This window comes from Streptococcus orisasini (assembly GCF_001431045.1).
Taxonomy (GTDB): Bacteria; Bacillota; Bacilli; order Lactobacillales; family Streptococcaceae; genus Streptococcus; species Streptococcus orisasini.
Genome location: NZ_BCLE01000005.1, coordinates 24,097 through 41,893 on the forward strand (window position 1 = coordinate 24,097; position 17,797 = coordinate 41,893).

Sequence of the window (17,797 nt, forward strand, 5' to 3'; positions counted from 1 at the left end):
CTCAACAAAGTCTTCAAAACCCTCTGCAAACTTACTTGGGAAAAATTCCGTAACCTCATATTCTGCAATAGCGTTGACATTGAACGGCTCTTCCTAGATTACTCTCGCATTAGGTTTTAAGTATCAATCCTGACAATATCCGTCAGCGCCTTATTGCGGTAAACCAAATCTTCTCTAACGGTAAAGCCGCACTTTTCCCAGAAGCCATTGCCGGCTTTATTGCGGTCAAAAACAACCAAGGCCACCTTGCGAATCCCTTCTTGCTGAAGCGCAGCAAGTCCATGGTCAACCAGCTGTCGGCCAATTCCGCCATGTCTGAAATCTGGGTTAACCGCCGTGTGGTAAATATAACCGCGTCTGCCATCATGACCTGCCAAAAGAACACCAACCACCACAGTATCCTCAACAGCTACTAAACAGGTTGTCGGATTGCGCTTGAGAAAAGCAGCAATTCCCTCTCTTGAATCATCCAGATTATTAAGCCCCATGCCCTTACAGGACAGCCAAAGCTGATAAACTGCATCATAATCTTCAATCACCATCGGTCTGATCATAGCTTTCATACTCCTTCATCACTTCAACACCGTGCCACAGATAAGCCTTGGTACAGAGATGGTTACTCCTATTCAATGATTAAAGCGACAGTATCACCTTCAACTTTATTGTAAACATGCTTACCAATAATTGATCGCAATTGCTTGATGTCTTCAAGATCTGGACTGGCAAATTCTAAATATGCTTTTTCTGAATCTTGATGACTAATGTCAGGATAAAAATCATTTATGTAACAATAAAATTTATCAAGAATATCTTCAAGAGGATATTGTGAGACCAAACCTTTTTCACCCTCTTCAAATTCAGGTTCTTGGATAAACGATAATGATGTTAGATATACTATTTCATCATCTTCTTGAATAGAATAAATCCCCTCTTGAACCAATTGATAAACAGGGTCAGTATATTTTTTGGCTTGATATGATTCTATTTGTTTCATTGATACTCCTCCATTGCTTCTTCAACTTCCGCCAAGGTCACGCCGAAGAGTTCCAAGCGTTTGAGCAGCTGTTTGCCGTTGGTATAGCCGATGCGCAGTTTCTCTCCCAGATATTCCCGGCGCTTACGGCTGTCTGCTCCCATGAGGAGACCTAGGCGCATAAGGTCGGATTTGGTAATATCAAAATGGTTTTCGTCATCATAACTGCCAAGCACTCCTGCCAGAGCCTTTTGCAAATCCTCAAAAGAGGCATGTTCAACACCGAGCGAGCGCCCCTTGGTTTTTGATTTAGGGACTGCTTCGCCACGATTGAGAAAAGCATGCTTGGCTGTTGGTACGGCTTCCATGATGATTTTGCGAATGCGCTCACCATTGTAGTCTGGGTCCGTAAAGACGATGACCCCGCGCAAATTGTTGAGTTTTTCAATGCGCTCAAGATCATCATCAGTAATGGCAGAACCTCGGGTTTCGTAGGTATCGACATCGTAAAACCGATGTAGATTTGCGGTATCGTCCTTGCCTTCGACGACGAGGACTTCTTGTATTTTGATTTTATTTTCCATAGTTTTCTTTTCGATAGTTTCCTCAGGTGATGGGGACGTAAGCGACCACCTACGGCGTTTCATTACTTATTTTTGAGCCTAAAGTATCAAAAATCCCTCGTCACGGCGAAAACTATCGGACTAAGCGACCTATGGTCGCTATTTTTCTAATCTCCCAATCCAAATACTTTCATGGCATTCTGATAAGTAGCGTCAGCGACTTCTTCCGCAGTCAGGCTGCGCAGTTCTGCGATTTTGTCGACAACATAGCGAGTGTAGCCGGTGCGGTTTTCACGGCCGCGTTTGGGAACTGGAGCGAGGTAAGGAGCGTCAGTCTCAACTAAAATTTTGTCCAATGGCAAAGCTGCAGCTGCTTCCTGCACATCCAGAGCCTTCTTAAAAGTGACCACACCCGAGAAAGAAATCATCATGCCAAGGTCGACGAACTTCTGCGCCATTTCAAGTGATCCTGAGTAAGAATGCATAATGCCGCCGCGAGGACCTACACCAGCCTCCTTGATGACTTCGTAGGTATCTTCGAGAGCGTCACGGGTATGAACAACGAAGGGCAGATCATGGTCTTTAGACAGCTGAATCTGACGCTTAAAAACGTCAATTTGAACCTCTTTTGGATCTTCCATCCAGTGATAATCAAGGCCAATCTCACCCAGGGCAACTACCTTGGAGTCATGCAAGTGGCTGACAATCATGTCCTCCACTTCCTGCCTGTAAGAACCTGCTTCTGTCGGATGCCAGCCGATGGTCGCGTAAATTTCAGGGTATTGCTCAGTCAATTCAAGAGCACGCTTGATGGTTGCTTGATCAAAACCAACGACATTGTGACACGTCACACCAAGTTCTTTGGCAAGTGCCAGCTCCTCATCCTCACGACCAGCGAAATCGTCGATGTTTAGATGCGTATGGGTATCAAATATTTGTAGCATTCTTTTTTTATATTTCCTCTTACTTTCTTAAATAAAATCTGAGATCTCTGTGCTTCCTTTTACAAAATCACTCTAATGTCACATCATTTTAGTCTATTTCTAATAAATAGACGGTGTCTGGTGTTATCGTACTTTTTTCTGTATAAAGTATCCAATCTGTTAAGTCGGATAAGCTATAATCTCCTTCGTCACCTTCATGTAAATGAGAAATATCATAGGGTTCTTGTGTTAATACCGCTCTGAATTTACTGCCATTTATTTCCAAAAGCCGGAACCAAATGTGTTCCAAATCATCGGTCGTTTCTCCATTATCAACCTTAAGCCCTAATTTCAAAAGGACATCATAATATTCTGAGTGACTTTTCAACTTACGAATGCCTTTTTCTAAATAGGTGAATCTTTCTCGTGCTAAGTCTCTCATTCGACTAGACTCTTCTTTACTGCGATAAAAAATAGGATTATCAGCCAGCAAATCATTTATCTCAGCCACTTTACTTATTTTCTTATGCTTATAATTTTCTTCATTTGTATAAAAGAAAATAAGAGATGTCTCTGCATTATGACTATCTTTACGATCCTCCAGTGTCCCCAGCCCTGTATTGTTATAATGTCTGATTCCTTCAGGCCAAGGTAAATAGGTGGCAACGATAGGAGCACCATTGTTGAGCTGACCAAGCACCAGCCCATAATCATCTTCACTAAGTGTTTCTCCTTCAAGCAGCCTGTCTGAAAAAGTCGCAATGACTTCATGGTGATTAGCATAATTTTCTTGATCTGAATCCAGAATCTCCAATTCTGTAAGACCAAATCGAGCTAGTCCATGAGTATGCAGCCATACTTTATCCTCATTATCATCAATCACTGCTTGTACACTATACAAGTCTCTTAAGGAAGGCAGAGCCTTTGCTTCTATGGTTAATCTAACCCAATTAGCATTTAATATTTTCTCAGCACTTTCATCCAAAAAGGCGATACTGTTTGGCAACATAGCTGACAGAATTTCCAGCTGCATTTTATAGGTTTCCTGGGGTTTATCATCAACTTTTAAAAATAAAGTCAGACCTTTTCCCCTATCTTTCAGATCCAGAATTTCCTTTTCTGAAAAAAACTGCATTTGAAAGGGGAGATAATTGCTAATTTGGAAATCAGAATAATAAAAACCCGCTTCAAAAAGTCTACCTTTGTATTCAAATTTAAGACTGCCAGCTCTCTCGTGTTCTTCATCAGGCCATTCATAATGTTTTAAAGACAAGTGACTGATTTGAGCTACTCGCTCCAGCATAGCCTGATCAAACATCACCTTGTTTTCATCTTCAGGTATGCCAACAAGATACGAAAATTCTTCCCAGTAAGCTAGAGGCTGCTTTTCTAAATTTTTAAGGTCATCGCTCTTTTGCTTAAAAAACCACATTACAGGCCCCCTTTCTTTTGTTAGACCAATTTAATTTACTAGCGGAGTAATAAAATGTTCTCACTGCCATTATAACATAGGACAAACTAAAATGTAGCTTGATGAGTGGGAGATAAGAGAATTGAATTTTGTCTTTAATTCACTTTTTATTTGAATATTAAATGAATCCTCACTTTATCTCAATGGACTGTTCTAAAATTATTAATTATGGATTTAGGCGCTATAAAAAGAGAGGGACAGGCGGCCATAATTGCTGTTTGTCCCTCTCCTATGTTTTTCTGTAATTTTAAAAAAATTGCTGCAAATTCCAGTAGAAAATACACTGTTTTCAGAAAGTTATCGCAAACACCTGAAAACAACAAGATTCTTAATAATCTTTCACTTTCATAATCCGAACAAGGTTAGCTCGTTCAGCTTCTTCAAGTTTGAGTTCAATATAATGGATGGTTTCCTCCAGCTGCGGAATTGTTGAATGTTCCAGAGCGTTTACACGGCGTCTGGTTTTTTCAATTTCGTCTGCCATCAGCTGACAGGACTTTTCAACTTCAGCTAAACGCAGCAGTTTTTCCACCAAGCCATCCATTTTCTGAATCGTTGCATCCATTTCGCTGTTGGAGGCCAGATAGCTGTAGACGACATCTCCTTCATCATTGCCGTAAGGATTGTCAATCTGACTGTGCATTTTGGGCACAGTCACACTCATAATATTTTCTTTTTCGATAAACAGCTGAACCTGCTTTGTTGGAACTGCAAAAATTTCCTCCACCATCAGGTCATTCTCCAGCGACTTTGCTAGCACAAAATCTTGCATGTTGCTGACCAAGGCGGTTTCTACTTCCTGTCTGAGCTTGTTATTCTCTCGAATTAAATCAACAAAACGGCGCATGAGCTCATCGCGTTTGTCCTTAAGCAATTTGTGCCCGCGAGTAGCCGTTTTCAAGCGCTCTTTAAGATTGCTTAATTCCATTCGTGTCGGTTTGACATTCAACCGTGCCATCAATTATCACCTCCCTTGACCTGCTAAAGATTCCATTTATTCTGAATCCACTGTACCTTCTTGAGCTTTAGGCAAATACTGATCCAGCATGTCATCTTTAATTCGCTTGAGTTCAGTTCGCGGCAGTATGGACAAAAGCTCCCAGCCTAAGTCAAGGCTCTCTTCGATACCGCGATTGGTATAAAAACCTTGGTTGATATATTCTTCTTCAAAACGATCGGTGAACTTCACATACAGCTTATCTGTTTCAGACAAGGCAGATTCCCCCAATACCACGGCCAATTCCTTGGCTTGTTTGCCCTGAGCATAAGCCGCAAAGAGCTGATTCATGGTTGCCGCATGGTCTGCACGCGTCTTACCTTCACCTGAACCCTTGTCCTTCAAACGTGATAGTGATGGCAACACGTTAATTGGCGGACGATAGCCAGAGTTATAAAGTTCGTGGGATAGGATAATCTGACCTTCAGTGATGTAACCGGTCAAGTCAGGGATTGGATGGGTAATATCATCTTCTGGCATGGTCAGAATCGGAATTTGTGTTACAGAGCCTTTTTTACCAACCAAACGGCCAGCACGTTCATAAAGGGTTGAAAGGTTAGTGTAGAGATAGCCTGGATAACCGCGGCGGCCCGGAACTTCACGGCGAGCTGCAGAGACTTCACGCAAGGCTTCACAGTAATTGGTCATATCTGTCATGATAACCAGAACATGCATGTCCTTTTCATAGGCCAGGTATTCTGCTGTTGTCAGGGCAATACGCGGAGTCGCGATACGCTCAATAGCAGGGTCGTTGGCCAGATTGACAAAAAGCACCGAGCGATCAATAGCACCTGTCTGACGCAGGTCGTTCATGAAGAATTCTGCTTCTTCAAAGGTAATTCCCATGGCCGCAAAGACCACGGCAAAGTTTTCATCAGAGTTTAGAACTGTTGCCTGACGAGCTATCTGCGCTGCCAATTCATTGTGGGGCAGACCTGAACCTGAAAACACAGGCAGTTTTTGTCCGCGGACAAGGGTATTGAGGTGATCGATGGCTGAAATCCCTGTTTGAATGAATTCGTCGGGATAGTCACGCGCTACTGGATTGATGGCCTGTCCGTCAATATCCAAATATTTTTCGGGAATGAGCTCTGGCCCGCCATCAATAGGTTTCCCCATACCATTAAAGATACGGCCAACCATGTCTTCTGACACCGCCAGTTCAAGCGGGTGACCCGTGAAGCGAACCTTGGCTTTTTCAAGATTGATACCAGATGATCCTTCAAAGAGCTGAACCATGGCCTTATCTTCCTGAACTTCCAAGACCTGACCCTGGCGAATTTCTCCGCCGTGAAGCTTGATTTCAACCAGCTCATTGTACTGAACGCCCTCAACTTGATCCACAATCATCAAAGGGCCGACAACTTCGCTGACTGTACGATATTCTTTAAGAACACTCATGCTAGATACCTCCCTTTGCCAGCACTTGATGGATGCTGTCTCGAACAGCATCAGCAAGCGCCTGAATTTTTTCTACTTGATCTTCTGATATATATTTGCTGCGGGCAATGCGATTGCGGACATCAGCGGTTCCGTCCATAATTTCAGTGTAATAAGCGCCCAATTCCAAAGCCTTGCCAGCTTCATCGGCAAAGACCAAAATATTATTCAGCATGGCTTCCTGCTTAGGAAAAGACGTAAAAGTATCAACTGTATCAAAGGCATTTTGCTGCAGATAGTCTTCACGAATCTGCCGTGCAACAGCCATGGTTAAGCGATCCTGATCAGACAGTGAATCAAGGCCGACCAAACGCACAATCTCTTCTAAGCTCGACTCTCTTTGCAGAATATTCATAGCACGCGTCACCTTAGCAGCCCAGCGGGTATTTTGTGCCTTGTCAATATACTTGCCCACTTCATCCTTGTAAAGTGAGTAGGAACTCAGCCAGTTGATAGCTGGGAAGTGCCGGCGCTGAGCAAGCGGCGCATCAAGTCCCCAGAAAACCTTGACAATACGCAGAGTATTTTGCGTAACGGGTTCAGAAATATCACCGCCAGGAGGCGACACGGCACCAATAGCAGTAATGGTTCCTTCGCGGCTTTGACTGCCGAGCACACGGGCACGGCCGGCACGTTCATAATATTCTGCGATACGAGAACCCAGGTAAGCTGGGTAACCTTCATCTCCTGGCATTTCTTGCAAGCGGCCAGACATTTCCCGCAGAGCCTCTGCCCAACGAGACGTCGAGTCGGCCATGATGGCAACAGAATAACCCATATCGCGGAAATATTCAGCGATGGTAATACCAGTGTAGATGGAAGCTTCACGCGCAGCCACGGGCATATTTGACGTATTGGCAATCAAAACAGTCCGTTCCATAATCGACTGGCCAGTATTAGGGTCAATCAATTCCGGAAATTCATTCAGTACGTCGGTCATTTCGTTTCCGCGTTCACCACAGCCGACATAGATAACGATATCCACATTGGCAAATTTGGCAATCTGGTGTTGTACCACAGTTTTACCAGCTCCGAATGGTCCCGGAACAGCGGCTGCTCCGCCCTTTGTTACAGGAAAGAAGGTATCGATGACACGCTGTCCCGTCACAAGGGGTTCAACAGGAATCAACTTCTGGGCAACCGGACGGCTCTTGCGAACTGGCCATTTCTGCATCAGAGTACCCTTGAAGACAGAACCGTCAGCCTGCTCAATTTCATAAACAATGTCATCAACCGTGAAATCACCTGCTGAAATAGCCGTAAGTTTCCCAGATACGCTGTTAGGCACCATAATGCGATGCTCAACAACCAAGGTTTCTTGAACAGTACCCAAAATGTCTCCGGGAACGACTTGACTGCCAACTTCCAGACTTGGCTTAAAGGTCCAAGTCAGCTCACGGTCAAGACTTGGAATAGAGACACCGCGAATCAGAAAGTCACTGTTAGTAGCTGTTTTAAAGCGATCTAACGGCCGCTGAATCCCATCAAACATTTGTGAAATCAAGCCTGGACCCAACTCTACCGATAGGGGACTGCCCGTTGTCACAACCGGCTCACCCGGACCAATACCAGATGTTTCTTCATAAACTTGAATAGAAGCCTGATCGCGCCGCATTTCAATAATTTCACCGATCAAGCCCAAATGACCAACGCGGCAGATATCCTGAATATTGGCCTCCTGCATACCAGAAGCCACAACTAAGGGCCCTGACACTTTTATAATTTTTCCTTGGCTCAAGATGTTCCCTCCTGAATTAAGATACAGCAGTATGTTACAAAACGATAATTTGTAACACTCTCTCATTAGGAGACTGCTTTCTTTTATAAATGTTAATTTTTAAATATTATCGCAAAACAACTTTAGCATTTTATTTTCAAAGACTAAGAGAAAATAACACTGCAATGCTTAACAATAAGCATGAGTTTGTGTTAGAGGATGTTTTGACCGACTGCTTTTTCTACATTGTCCTGCACTCGCTGGATCCCTAATCCTGTTGCTCCTTTGTGAGTTGGAATAAGGATGACAGCCGGAGTGACCTGACTGTCATAATAGGCAATCGTATCAGGAATTTCAGCAGCAATATCCTCTGTCAAATACACAATACCATAGTCATTTTTAGCCAGCTTTCGCAATTGATTAACAGCCTCCTGCGCTTGGTTAACAGGAAAGGTCTGAAAGCCTATCATACGAAAGGGCAAAATGGCATCACGATTGCCAATCACGCCAATTTTGTATTTTTTACTGTCCATAAATCGGCCTCATCCTTTCTTTAACCATCTCCAGCGGCAGCTGATTGCTGATTGCTGACAGCAGCAGACGTAAATTTTTTACTTCAAATTCCCTGCACAGCAGGTAACGCGCCAAAACAAGCGGTCCTTCTGGGGTGTATTTAGCCTGATCCAGCAGCTGAAACTGTATAAGGTCATAAAGAAATTCTAAATCAAGCGCTGATATAGTCCCCTGACGCATTTTGTCTTCAAACGCTATCCACTCTGTATTGAATTGGTCGGGATTGGCTTGGATAAACCAATCTATCAGCTCCTGCCTTTCCCCCATCTCAATAAATTCCCGAGCTGACAGGCTGCCTTCATCAGAAAGCAGCTGCATCATAAAGCTCTGAGGCTTTTTTTGAGAGAGCGCACGCTGAACAGTGATAACATTATAAAAATCAATCATCAAACTGATAGCCTGACGGAACACTTCTGAACCTAAGGCCATCTGATTAGCTAAATGTTTTAAGTGTTTAAAGTAAGCCAAATCTGTCCCAATTTCCAAAACTCGGATATCCTTGTAGTCCTCGTATTCTTCCCAAATCATGGCCAATTCTTCTACCATAAATTCTGGGAAAACTTCCGAACTAAAGGTGGAAATTAAATGCTCCAAAGCTTCTAAAGATTCTGAACCAATAGGAATCAGAAGATGTTTTAATTCCTGCTTGGTAGCTCTGGCTTTAAAGAAAACCTTAATATTGTGATAAACATAGCGCAAAGCAAACATAGTGACAATATCTTGATCTGGTGATTCAGCAAAGGCCCAGGCATATTCTTTAGCAAGCCCTGATGTCAGCTGCTGATCAATCAGATTAAGGTCTTCTAAATCAGCTGCCGACAGGTGATAAGAGGTTGACTGCAGTAAAAGCGCCAAGCTTTCTGTATCAGGAGCCTGCAAAAGCTTTTCAAATTGTTCTGGAGTAATAAGCTCCCGCTCCTTAACACTGATGGTTGTGTTAATTTGTGAGAATAGACTTGCATCCATTTCAAACTCCTCCTAACCCTCTTTGAAAATATCAGCAGCAATCCGAGAACTCTCTTCTTTGTAAATAGAATCAATCAAGCTAGCATACAGGTAGCTGTCATCGATTTTCCCAAGAGATACAACAAAACCAGCCTCATCGGAAATGGTCTGCTCTGCAAAGGTCACATGGGGAAAATCTGCTTCCAGCTGCTGCAAAGTGCCTGAGTCCCATTTGTCAGCCGTTATCTGACCAAATTGGACAGTAAAGGGTTCTTGCTTGTATTTTTCAAGGACCTTTCTGATAAAAGCCAGCTCTTCTTTTAAACTCCAGTTCTTCATCTGTTCAAGGGCTGAAGCAAAGAGCTCTCTCAGCACTTTTTGCTTTGCTGCCAGGGTGGACTGACGCTCTTTATTTTTAAGCTGCTGAGTCTCTATTTGAAAGGCCTGATTCAATTCTTTCAGCTGATTTTGGCGTTCATTGGCCTTCTCCATAAGGAGCTGCGCCTTGCGATCTTCAAAATCTTTTTGAATTTGCTTCTTAGCAGCTTCCAATTTGAGCTGTCCTTCTTGATGTGCCTGTTCAATAATTGATGTCTTCAATGGATTTGCTTCACTCACAAGACGTCCTCCTTCTCATCATTTTACTGCGGTAAGAAGATCGTCTAGACACGAAGTGTCAATAGGAAGGAAACAACGAAGGCTAAGATGGCATAGGTTTCTACCATGGCAGCCAGAATGACACCCTTCATTGTTTCTTCAGGGCGTTTAGCCAAAATCTGCATACCTGCGACAGCCACATTTCCTTGATGCTTGGCTGAAAAATAACCAACAAGAGCAATTGGAAGGGCAACAAAGAAGTAAGCAACACCTTTTTCAAGGGGCAAATTTGGTGTAATCTGCAGCCAAATCAGCATGCCGATAACGAAGCCATAAAGACCTTGTGTTCCTGGCAAAAGCTGCAAAATCAAGGCCTGAGCAAACTTCTGAGGCTGTTCCTTAAGAAGAGCAGCTGCTGCTTGCCCTGTTTTACCAACACCATAAGCAGAGCCCATACCGCTAAAACCAACAGCCAAAACGACACCCAAGGCCGCAAAGAAGGCACCGCCATGTGATGAGAAGTAGTTTGCTAATTGTTCCATTTTATTTATCCTCCAAATGAGTTTTAGTAATTTTTATATATTTTTCAGCGGGTTTCAAGGGTCGGAAGGCTTCGCCTCCGCCATCATAAAATTTACCGAAAAATTCAACGAAGATCAGACGCGCACCATGCACATAGCCTGACAGAAGCGACAGGAAAATATTGATAGCATGCAACAGCACAAAGATGAGCAGACCGACCGTAAAACGCCCCAAGGGCGGGAAGAGTCCGACAATCAGATTGAAGGCTGATCCAATACTTGCTCCTGACAGCCCCAGCGCCATTAAACGGGTAAAGCTGACCAAGTCACCGACATAAGACGAAATATTGTAGAGATTAAACAAGCCTGAGCCAATACCAGCTAAACTTTTTGCCTCAGCAATAGAAGCAATGATAATGCCTACGGCATTAACGATGGCTAGAACTGCACCAACAGTTGTCAAAACAGCCAGATGAGGCAGCATCATTCCCAGAGCCAGCAGTAAAATACCAATCAAAATGAAACACCAGGCGAAGCCTGAATGATAGGCTTCTGCGTATTTTTTCATTCTGACCTTCTGGAAACCGCCTAAAAGCAAGCCAACAACTACTGTCACAAAGCCAAAGGCAACCGACAATCCCAAAATAGTCATAACATCTGTGGTCGTTGATATAAGCACTATCGGCAGAGTATAACCGAAAAACGACCCGTAAACAAGCCCCCAAAGAGAAACCGCAACGCCCAAAATATTGAGAAATTTGGCAAAGCGAGTAGCTCCTTTGGAAAGATGAAAATATTTTAAAACGAGGAAGGTCGCTGCAAACAAGAGCAAGCCGTAACCTAAATCAGCCACCATCATACCAAAAAAGGTGAAGTAAAAAGGAGCTAAAATCGGTGTTGGATCCTTCTCGTAATATTTAGGGAGAGCATACATCTCTGTCACCAGCTCAAAGGGTTCAACTATAGGATTATTATGCAACTTAATTGGAACCTTTTCCCAATCTTTTTCCTCCACATCCAATTCCTGCAGATAGATGCTGCTGCCAAACTCTTGAGTCAGTTCAGCCCGCAAAAGTGTCACTTGATTGGTCTCGACCCAGCCTTCTAAAGCAACCAAATGCTCTGTGCTGGCCAATTTCTTCTTGGCTTCCTGGCGAGAATACAAATTCAAGAGACTGTCTGTTTTTGCTTCCAGATACTCTAAGTCCTTTTGCGAATGCTGCAAATCCTCTAAAAGCTGCTGTCTCTCCTCAGACCATTTTTTGACATCGTTTTGCAACTGCTCAATTGTCTGTGCTGGAAGTACTGCTCCTTCATACTCAAAAGGTTTAAAGTGATAATCTTCTAAATGAAGATCAGCCTTTTTATCAAAGAAAATGAGAAGGCCGTACTCTGCTTCTGAATTAAAAACTTCCTGACACTGAACATGGGGATTTTCCCGAAGTTGCCGATAAAGGCCATCATCAGTCGTTTTAGGAAGGGTTCCAACAGCAGCCGTCACAAAATCAAATGTTTTTAGTTCCTGTGGGGTAACTTCCAAATTCTTCCACTTGTCTAGCCTAGCAATCTCAGTCTCACTTTCAGCAATCTGCCCTTCAAGAACATGAAGCCGGCTGATTTTTTGATTAACCTGAGCAATGATTTGCTCGTTTTCTCTATCCTTACCGTATTGCTCCAGTTCTTCAAAAGAAAGCGAGGAAGCTTCCTTACGTAGACCAGTCAAAAAACTATCTTTGGGGATAAAAGAACGCAGCCTATCAATGGTTGTCTCTAACTGCTGCTGACGCTGGGAAAGATAATGAAGGGCTTCTTCACCCTCAAGTCTCTTTCCCTGCTCCTCATCAGCCTGATAAATGGCTGGCAGGTGCACCTCTGAACGTTCAAAAACTTCCTGCCAGTTTTCCATCTGCGCTATCTCTCGAATCTGCAGATTTTCTAAGCGCTGAAGAGTCAGCAAAACAGCATCCAGCTTTTCTTTGGCAAAAACGATAGAAATTTTTTTCATTTGACTAATTGCCATATTTTTCTACCACCCTGTCCACAATTTGCTGAACGAGACCTGCTTTTTTATCCGACAGAACTGACCGAACATGCTGGTCATTTTTAGAAATTGTTTCTGCCAATTTTGCCTGCTGGTCTGTTTTTTGCTGGGTTAATACTGCTTCTAGCTTTGACACTTGAAGCTTTGTTTCTTGGTCGCAATCCAATTTTACTTTTTCTAAATCCTCTGCAGACTGGGTACGGAGCGCCTGAACCTGAGCATCGTAATCAGCCAGAACATCTTTAGCTTCTGCCTCAATGGTCTGCATCGTTTCTAAAATGGAGTTTGCCACCTTGCCACCCCCTTTCAATGTTATGTCTATTTTACCAAAATTCTGACAACTTGAACCGCTAAAATGTAAGTTTTTAGGATTTTTACTAATTAAGTAAATTTTTAAAACTTAATCCACACTCGCATAGCTCTATCCCTAACAAAAAACTATCACGTCACTAATCATGATAGTTTGCAACTGTCAAATCTCGATTGCAAAAGTTTTCCTAAAATTTTCAGTTGCTAGTAAAGCAGGATTTTAGATAAAATTCTATTTTTAATAAATGGAAAGATAGACTCTTTATTTTATATGCGCTTACATAATATACTGTTTATTATATCATATTTTTCATGAGCCCCCACAACTAAGACCGATTGCCAGAAACCTCTACGATTTCAAAAAATATTTACTTTATATAACTATAGCTTAAAGATTGATTACCAAAACTCAATTAACACCTACTGGGCCTATCCAGTAGGTGTTTTTCTCTTATTATTGATTCACTCTTTTATCTGTCAAATATGCTAATGGTGTTGAGAGGAGGACAATCAAGGAACCGATAACAAATACTTGGTCAAAGGCTTTGCTAAGATTTTTATTTTTAGAGTCTTTGATTTGTTTGAAGGTATCGGTTAATTCTTCTTTCTGAGCTAGTAATTGAACTGCAAGACCGAGTTGAGTTTGCCCTTTAGCCAAAGGTAAAAAGGCTGAATTTAATTGTTGTGGAAGTTTTGCCACAACTTTTTCTGTACCTGCTACTAATTGGCTATTAGCATCATAGAGCTTACGGTAATCACTGCCTTTTTTAGGAAGTGGAAGGTTATCTGTTTCTTTAGCAGCGGCTTTTATCTTCTTAATCATTTTATTTTGCTTGCTAGAAACGTCGGTAGTATTTTTACTTGATTTGAAGGCTTGCTTGATTTCAGATTTTGCAACTTTTTTCACCGAATCAGATAACTGGTGCTTATCGATTTGAGCATAGGCAGCGTGTCTAATATTATCTTTGGCGGTGTTAATATTAGCATTCAAAATAGTTACTAACAAAGCCATACCAATCGCTTGTCCAATATATCTTGAAGCATTAACAATCCCAGAACCAATTCCTGCTTTAGTAACAGGAAGGTATTTTACAGAAGCTGTCAAAGCCATGGCCATAAAGCCTAGACCAAGACCAATGATAACATTACAACAAATGATAATACTTTTTGAAGTTGCGTAATGAACTAAACTTAGCATAAAGAGCCCGCCAGCTGTAATAAACATCCCAATACAAACAAGGAGTTTAGCTGAAATCTTTTGATACATTTTTGTTGCCAGTGGCATTCCGACAACAATGGCTAAAGAAGCTGGAACAATGAGGTAAGCTGAATGAAGGGCACTATAGTTACGAATATTTTGAAGGAAGTAATTCAAAATCAATGATGGAACAATAATTGCAAACCCAAAAATCATATAAATGATGCTTGAAGCTGTAAAAGTCTTTTCTTTAAATAATGACAATTCAATAATCGGTGATTTTACTTTTCCTTCAACAACAATTAACAAGATGAAACCAATAACACTAATGGTAAAGCTTGATAGAATAATCGTAGATGTCCAACCATATTCTCTACCTTCTAGGAGACCAAAGGTTAAACCACCTAGAGTACACGTTAAAAATAGCATTCCAAACCAGTCAATCTCTTTAGCAATACTGAAATCGTATGATTCCTCATTTCCCCAAAGAATCAATAAAAAGGCAAGGATGGCAATTGGAACATTAATTCCAAAAATCCAGTGATAAGTTGTCCAATGAATGATTAAACCACCAATCACAGGACCTCCAGCTGCGGCTAAGGCACTAAATGCTCCCATAACAGCCGTCACTTTACTAGTACTTGATTTTCCAAAAAGTGCAATCCCCATTGGCAAAACAATCGGTGTCAAAATTGCCCCGCCAATTCCTTGGAAAAAGCGGTAGACAATCAGCAAATATAGTGAACTTGCCATCATGCAGGCAAAAGAAAAAATACCAAATAAAACGACACCAATCAACATCACTAATCGGCGGCCATATAAATCAGCTAGTTTTGAAGCCGTGATAATAAAAACAGCCATTGCTAAAACGTAGATTGTCGCTACCCAACTTGTATCAGTTAAACTTGTATTTAAATCTTTCATGATATCTGGCAAAGCAATATTAACAATGGTAGCATCTAAAGCCCCCATAAACATTGCGAGAACCAATCCAATAAATCCAAAAGATTTTTTTATCTTTGACATACCTCTATCCTTTCATCATAAAGCTCTTAATCCCTTGATGCATCAAAAAGTTAACAAATCGAATTATCACCACTTAATGCTTTAATAATTCATGAAAATAGCATATAATATTGCTAAGCAATTAACCATTACACATTTTAAAAATATGTTCAAATAAGAAAAAATGACTAATAATCGAAAAACTAATAGTGTTGAAAACTTAAAAAATGCTCTCATCGGACTGCTGCTCGAAAAAAAATATTCAGAAATCACCGTTGCTGATATTGCTAAAAAAGCTAATGTTAGTCGAGGAACCTTTTACCAACACTTCCTTGATAAAGATGATTTAGCAACTACAATAGGTAATGAAACTTCTAAAAGATTCTGGAATATTTTATCCAAAGGAAACCTTGATAAACAAGATAAAATCCTCGAAAGTTTAGAATGTATTAAAGCTGATGCTAAACACTTTAAAGCAATCTCTCAAGCACCACATGTTCAATTTTCTAAAACAGTTCAAGTGTTACTCAAACAACTGATTACAACTAATATTATTCTCAAAAGTCGAATCAAACAAAAAGCAAATATTTCTGATGATTTGGTTATTCAAGCCTTCTGTGCCTCTTTTGAAAGAATCATCTCCGCATGGATTGAAAGTGATTTTCAACAAAGCCCAAAAGAAATCAGTGAAATCATCATCAAAATAGAAAAATTGTTTTTATAAAAGGTCACGCACATTCATGCGTGACCTTATCATTTACACAAATATTTTATACAACGACAAACTCCTAACAATTTCTTTCGCAATATAAGTTGGGTTTAATTTAGTATCATTTTCTAGCCAATATAAAGCGACATTCCATACGCCCCCCATTACCATCAAATCAGCAAATAATTCATCTTCTGCCCCATTATTATGCCAGGGAAGATCCATTGTTGGTAATATATTCAAAAAATATTTTCTTTCAACATTTAAGGCAAAATCTAATAGATTATGCTTCTTCAACAACATTAGATACCTTTTATTAGTATTCCAGAATTCAAAATAGACAATTAATAAGCTAATAAAATCGGTAATTGAATTATCGCTGACAATTAACAAGTAATCATCTAATAAATACTGAATAAAAAATTCAACAATTGATTTCTTATTTTTAAAATATCTATAAAATGTACTTCTTGATAAATCAGCATAGCTAGCTATTTCGGATATTGTTATTTCATCAAACGAATTTTTTTCGAGCTTCTCAAAAAATATTTTCGCAAGCATTAGTTTAGATTCTTTTTCCATTAATTCTAACCTCTCATAAATAGAACAAATTGTACCAATCTGTCTCATTTGCATCATTAACTTGTGAATCATTAAACCCAAGTATATAATTATTGATGTAAATTAATTGAAAGGAGAAAAACAATGACATTGTATAATATTTGGACATTACCAATTCTATTTATCTTACATGACTTCGAAGAAATCATTTTTATGCCTTTATGGAAAAAAACAGACAAATTCCAAACGTTTCAAAATAATTTAAATTTTTTCGGAAAAGTTACCAATGGCTCTGCCTTCTCCGTAGGGGTACTTGAAGAATTTATAATCCTGCTTTGTGTTTCATTACTTACTGATTACAGTCATAATACTAAAATTTACTTAGGGTTCTGTATCGCCTACTTTTTACACTTTATTGTACACTTTCTATTATGCTATAAATATAAGGGTTATGTCCCCGGAGTCATTACAGCAAGTTGTCAAATTCCAGTGATGATCATAATTATAAATCACTATTTATCATGGAAACTAGAATCTATATATTACATTGTCATTGCTACAAGTTTAGCTTATATGAACTTATATGTTATGCATAAAGCAATGCCAAAAATTCAAACATTTCTATTTAAATTCTTTAATTTAAAAAGTGACATGGTTTAATGATAAAACGATTTGTGACACTTGTAAAAGTAATAACATAATTTGACACTGTAATTGTTTGAGAACATAGAGCCATTTTAATTCCGGTATCAGTAACCATATTACAGCACAGCGGCAAACAATCAACACTAATAGCGTTAATGGATTTTCTCAATCCAAGTCCCAAGAACTTTAAATAGCTTTCTTTTGAAGTCCATATTCTATATGGATTCATTGATTGTTCGCGTAGATTCCAGTTTTCAACAATATTTTTTGGAAATTTTCTACCTGAATACTCAACATCTATTCCAACTTCTTCATCTGATATAGCTACAACAACAAATAAGTTTGAATAACTTATGCTAATTTGGAGTTGATTTTTTGGCTCTAAAACAATTGGTTTTCCAAGAGAATCGCAATTTAACTTAAAATCACGCACTCCCATTTTTTCCAATTGGTTATTAATCATGATTCTTGAAACCATACTTTGAACACAGTGAAATAGATTCTTTTTAGATAGTATTCTATCATACTCTTCATTAGTTAGTCTTTCTTTAAAAAGTAAGTCATCATACTTATATAAGTAATCGTCAAAAAATTTCATGTTAACCTTTT

Annotated in this window: 19 protein-coding genes; 2 read left to right on the forward strand and 17 right to left on the reverse strand. The window is 40.2% G+C overall.

The genetic code is table 11. The annotated features are described in order from the left end of the window. Positions 1-116: 116 nt before the first annotated feature. The 15 genes from SCSH_RS00725 to SCSH_RS00795 form a co-directional block, all read right to left on the reverse strand. Positions 117-554, reverse strand: a complete 438-nt coding sequence (locus SCSH_RS00725) for a GNAT family N-acetyltransferase (RefSeq protein WP_057489990.1) — start codon at positions 552-554, stop codon at positions 117-119. A gap of 68 nt (positions 555-622) precedes the next feature. Continuing rightward, a complete protein-coding gene (locus SCSH_RS00730) occupies positions 623-994 on the reverse strand; it encodes a hypothetical protein (RefSeq protein WP_057489991.1) in 372 nt (123 codons plus the stop codon). Further along, on the reverse strand, positions 991-1,557 hold the full coding sequence (rnmV, locus tag SCSH_RS00735) for a ribonuclease M5 (protein WP_057489992.1): 567 nt from the start codon (positions 1,555-1,557) through the stop codon (positions 991-993). The genes SCSH_RS00730 and rnmV overlap by 4 nt, the downstream gene beginning before the upstream one ends. 146 nt (positions 1,558-1,703) lie before the next feature. Next, entirely contained in the window at positions 1,704-2,480 is a 777-nt protein-coding gene (locus SCSH_RS00740) for a TatD family hydrolase (protein WP_057489993.1), read from the reverse strand. A gap of 88 nt (positions 2,481-2,568) precedes the next feature. Beyond that, positions 2,569-3,891 carry a DUF4026 domain-containing protein gene (locus SCSH_RS00745; protein WP_057489994.1) on the reverse strand — a complete coding sequence of 441 codons (1,323 nt, stop codon included), beginning with the start codon at positions 3,889-3,891 and terminating at the stop codon, positions 2,569-2,571. 367 nt (positions 3,892-4,258) lie between these two features. After that, a complete protein-coding gene (locus SCSH_RS00750; protein WP_057489995.1) occupies positions 4,259-4,888 on the reverse strand; it encodes a V-type ATP synthase subunit D in 630 nt (209 codons plus the stop codon). A gap of 36 nt (positions 4,889-4,924) precedes the next feature. Continuing rightward, positions 4,925-6,328 (reverse strand): V-type ATP synthase subunit B, encoded by a 1,404-nt coding sequence (locus SCSH_RS00755; protein ID WP_057489996.1) that lies wholly within the window; start codon positions 6,326-6,328, stop codon positions 4,925-4,927. Between the two features lies 1 nt (position 6,329). Further along, on the reverse strand, positions 6,330-8,105 hold the full coding sequence (locus SCSH_RS00760; protein WP_057489997.1) for a V-type ATP synthase subunit A: 1,776 nt from the start codon (positions 8,103-8,105) through the stop codon (positions 6,330-6,332). A 191-nt stretch (positions 8,106-8,296) separates the two neighbouring features. Continuing rightward, positions 8,297-8,617: a V-type ATP synthase subunit F gene (locus tag SCSH_RS00765; protein WP_057489998.1), complete on the reverse strand. Its 321-nt coding sequence runs from the start codon at positions 8,615-8,617 to the stop codon at positions 8,297-8,299. Continuing rightward, a complete protein-coding gene (locus SCSH_RS00770; protein WP_057489999.1) occupies positions 8,607-9,623 on the reverse strand; it encodes a V-type ATPase subunit in 1,017 nt (338 codons plus the stop codon). The genes SCSH_RS00765 and SCSH_RS00770 overlap by 11 nt, the downstream gene beginning before the upstream one ends. Before the next feature lie 12 nt (positions 9,624-9,635). Further along, positions 9,636-10,220: a hypothetical protein gene (locus tag SCSH_RS00775; RefSeq protein WP_057490000.1), complete on the reverse strand. Its 585-nt coding sequence runs from the start codon at positions 10,218-10,220 to the stop codon at positions 9,636-9,638. A gap of 44 nt (positions 10,221-10,264) precedes the next feature. Further along, entirely contained in the window at positions 10,265-10,741 is a 477-nt protein-coding gene (locus SCSH_RS00780; RefSeq protein ID WP_057490001.1) for a V-type ATP synthase subunit K, read from the reverse strand. Position 10,742: 1 nt separating this feature from the next. Then, entirely contained in the window at positions 10,743-12,740 is a 1,998-nt protein-coding gene (locus SCSH_RS00785; RefSeq protein WP_057490002.1) for a V-type ATP synthase subunit I, read from the reverse strand. Continuing rightward, a complete protein-coding gene (locus SCSH_RS00790) occupies positions 12,730-13,053 on the reverse strand; it encodes an ATP synthase subunit B family protein (RefSeq protein ID WP_057490003.1) in 324 nt (107 codons plus the stop codon). The genes SCSH_RS00785 and SCSH_RS00790 overlap by 11 nt, the downstream gene beginning before the upstream one ends. Positions 13,054-13,524: 471 nt before the next feature. Further along, positions 13,525-15,294, reverse strand: a complete 1,770-nt coding sequence (locus SCSH_RS00795; RefSeq protein WP_057490004.1) for an MDR family MFS transporter — start codon at positions 15,292-15,294, stop codon at positions 13,525-13,527. 163 nt (positions 15,295-15,457) lie between these two features. Here SCSH_RS00795 and SCSH_RS00800 point away from each other — a divergent pair, with 163 nt between their 5' ends. Beyond that, positions 15,458-15,997, forward strand: a complete 540-nt coding sequence (locus SCSH_RS00800) for a TetR/AcrR family transcriptional regulator (RefSeq protein ID WP_012962556.1) — start codon at positions 15,458-15,460, stop codon at positions 15,995-15,997. 33 nt (positions 15,998-16,030) lie between these two features. Here SCSH_RS00800 and SCSH_RS00805 read toward each other — a convergent pair whose 3' ends face one another. Continuing rightward, positions 16,031-16,564 carry a TetR/AcrR family transcriptional regulator gene (locus SCSH_RS00805; RefSeq protein ID WP_057490005.1) on the reverse strand — a complete coding sequence of 178 codons (534 nt, stop codon included), beginning with the start codon at positions 16,562-16,564 and terminating at the stop codon, positions 16,031-16,033. A gap of 123 nt (positions 16,565-16,687) precedes the next feature. On the opposite strand from SCSH_RS00805, the gene SCSH_RS00810 reads away from it, so the two are divergent. Then, positions 16,688-17,203 (forward strand): HXXEE domain-containing protein, encoded by a 516-nt coding sequence (locus SCSH_RS00810; protein ID WP_057490006.1) that lies wholly within the window; start codon positions 16,688-16,690, stop codon positions 17,201-17,203. Here SCSH_RS00810 and SCSH_RS00815 read toward each other — a convergent pair. Beyond that, positions 17,178-17,786 (reverse strand): 4'-phosphopantetheinyl transferase family protein, encoded by a 609-nt coding sequence (locus SCSH_RS00815; protein ID WP_057490007.1) that lies wholly within the window; start codon positions 17,784-17,786, stop codon positions 17,178-17,180. The two genes, SCSH_RS00810 and SCSH_RS00815, sit on opposite strands and share 26 nt — an antisense overlap. Positions 17,787-17,797: the final 11 nt, after the last annotated feature.